This is a genomic window from Marinimicrobium sp. UBA4509, assembly GCF_002388575.1.
Lineage (GTDB): Bacteria > Pseudomonadota > Gammaproteobacteria > Pseudomonadales > Cellvibrionaceae > Marinimicrobium > Marinimicrobium koreense.
The window spans coordinates 27,438-30,385 of the sequence record NZ_DGMV01000036.1; the positions used below are offsets into that span (position 1 = coordinate 27,438).

Annotated in this window: 1 protein-coding gene; it reads left to right on the forward strand. The window is 61.1% G+C overall.

Going from position 1 to position 2,948, the window contains the following annotated elements; all coding sequences use genetic code 11:
- Window positions 1–2,835 (forward strand): family 16 glycoside hydrolase (locus tag B3520_RS05280; protein WP_286875566.1); only part of this gene is annotated, 2,835 nt, incomplete at its 5' end.
- Window positions 2,836–2,948: the final 113 nt, after the last annotated feature.

Genomic DNA, 2,948 nt, shown 5'->3' on the forward strand with positions numbered 1-2,948 from the left:
TGTCACAACCCGGAAATCAAGACGGTCGGCCCCTCCTACCAGTCCATTGCCGAACGCTACGACAATACTCCGGACAACCGGGCCATGCTGGCTAAGAAGATCATTCTCGGGGGCGCCGGCAACTGGGGTGAGGTGCCCATGAGTCCGCACCCGGACCTCAGCCAGGAAGATGCTGAGCAGATGGTCGACTACATCTTCTCCCTGCAGGAAGAAACGGAGGGAGAAACCCGCTGGAATCTCGACCAGCCGGCCACCGACACACTGGAGTTGGTGGCTGAGACCCCGGCCGAGGCCACGGGAGATGGTGCGCTGGTATACCGCCACCTTTTCAGTGGCGATCAACCCAATATTGAAAGCCTGCGTGGCACGGCCCCATCCGAAGTGGCCCGGGTGTCGCGCATTCACTTCCCGGACAAGGCCTCTTTCAAGCCGTTGGATTTGCGCTTCGCCCTGCAGGTAAAAACCCACCTGAAAGTGGACGAGACGCTGGAGACCGAGCTGCGCCTGATCAGTGATGATGGCGCGGTGGTGTACCTGAACGACGAGCTGCTGATCGACAGCTGGGGCTTCCATGGTCCTGAGCCGGAAGATGCCAGCGTTACCCTTGAGCCGGGGCTCCACTCACTGGAGGTGATCCACTTCCAGAGTCACGGCGGTGCGACCCTGTCGATGCAGTGGCGCAATCCCGAAACCGGCGAATTTGAAATCATTCCGGCGGAGATGTTGCAGATCCAGGCGGCCGATCGCCGGGACGTGGTGCCGGTGATTACCGATCCGGAACGGGTCAAAACCATTCCCGGAGACCAGACCAAAGTCGCCGGTGTACATCCGGCCTTCGATCGCTTCCAGGCCCGTCCGGACGAGTTTGAACCCATGGTCGGGGGCATTGATTTTCTGCCCGATGGCCGGATGGTCATCACTACCTGGGATCCGGAAGGCTCGGTGTATATCGTCAGTGACTACGACAAGGGCCCGGAACAGGCCAGCGTCAAACGTATCGCCCGGGGCCTGGCCGAACCGCTCGGCGTGAAGGTCGTGGACGGTGATATCTACGTGCTGCAGAAACAGGAACTGACCCGCCTGGAAGATGTGAATGGCGATGAGGTCATCGACGTTTATCACTCGGTATCCGCGGACTGGTCCGTGACCGACAACTTCCACGAGTTCGCCTTTGGCCTGGAATACCAGGACGGTTACTTCTATGGTGCGCTGGCGACGGCGATTTTGGCAGGCGGTGCCAGCGCCGACCCCCAGGCGCCGGATCGTGGCAAGGCCATCAAAATCCGTAAAACCGACGGGCAGGTGGAGTTCGTTGCCCAGGGCCTGCGCACGCCGAACGGCATTGGCTTTGGTGTGGACGGCGAGCTGTTTATTGCCGATAACCAGGGCGACTGGTTGCCCGCCAGCAAAATCGTCGAACTGACGCCGGGGGCCTGGTACGGCTCGCGTTCGGTGGACTTCGAAGGCACCGCCGACCTGACCGAAACCAAACCGGTGGTCTGGCTGCCCCAGGACGAAATCGGCAATTCCCCCAGTGAGCCGGCGCCGCTGAACGTCGGCCCCTACCAGAACCAGATGATCCACGGCGAAGTGACCCACGGCGGCATCAAACGGGTGTACGCCGAGCGGGTGAACGGCCGTCTGCAGGGCGCCGTGTTCCGCTTTATCCAGGGGCTGGAAGCCGGCGTCAACCGCCTCGACTGGGCGCCGGATGGTTCACTGATCGTCGGTGGTGTCGGCAACCCGGGCAACTGGGCCGATGGTGAAAAACAGTGGTACGGACTGGAACGTCTGGTCTACAACGGCGAGACCGCCTTTGAGATGCTCAGCGTCAGCGCCCGCTCCGACGGCTTTGTGATCGAGTTTACCGAGCCGGTGAAGGCGGGCCAGAATATCAGCCCCGAAGATTTTGAGATTCTTCAGTGGTATTACGAGCCCACCGCCGAGTATGGCGGTCCGAAAAAGAACGTCACCGAGTTGCCGGTGGAAGGCTTTGCCCTGTCGGAGGACCGCAAGCGGGTGAGCTTCAAGCTCGGCGGACTCAAGCCCGACCATGTGGTGTATTTCCGCATCGCCCGGCCCTTTGTCAGTGAGACCGGCAACAGCCTGTGGACCACAGAAGCATGGTACACCCTCAACGCCATTCCGGAAGACCAACCGGTGGCGCTTGAAGGTCGTCAGCCCCAGCACAATCAACTGACTGATATCGAGCAGGCCGAAGGCTGGAAGCTGCTCTTTGATGGCAAAACCCTCAACGGCTTGCGCAACTACAACGCCGATACCCTGGGTGAGCGCTGGGTCATAGACGATGGTGCCCTGCATATGCAGCCCAACGATGGTCGCCCCGGTGGGGATCTGGTGATTACCGACGAACCCCTGACCCGCTTCGAGCTGTACCTGGAGTGGAAGCTGGCGCGCAACGGCAATAGCGGCATCATCTACAGCGTGGATGAGTCGCCGGAGCTGGAGGCGCCCTATATGAGTGGCCCGGAGTACCAACTGCTGGATAATATCGGCCACCCGGACAGTGAGATCTACACCCATCGGGCGGCGGACCTGTACGACCTGATTGCCGCCACGCCGGTCACCGTGAATCCGGCCGGCGAGTGGAACCGCACCCGTCTGGTGGTGGATAACGGGCGGATCGAGCACTGGCTCAATGGCTTTAAAGTGGTGGAAGCCGAGATGGGCACTCCGGAATGGGAGGCGATGATCGCCGAGAGCAAGTTTGCCGACTGGGAGGCCTTTGCGGCGACCCCGGAGGGGCATGTGGTGCTCCAGGATCACGATGACCCGGTGTGGTTCCGCAACATCAAGTTGCGGAAATTACCGTAAGGTGGACAAGCGACTTCGTAGGTAATGCTCCGCCTGGGTATACCCTTGTGAGACGCGCCGTAAACCCATCCATGGGGGCTCGATCACCCGCCATCCAGGCGGGTGACGGTCTC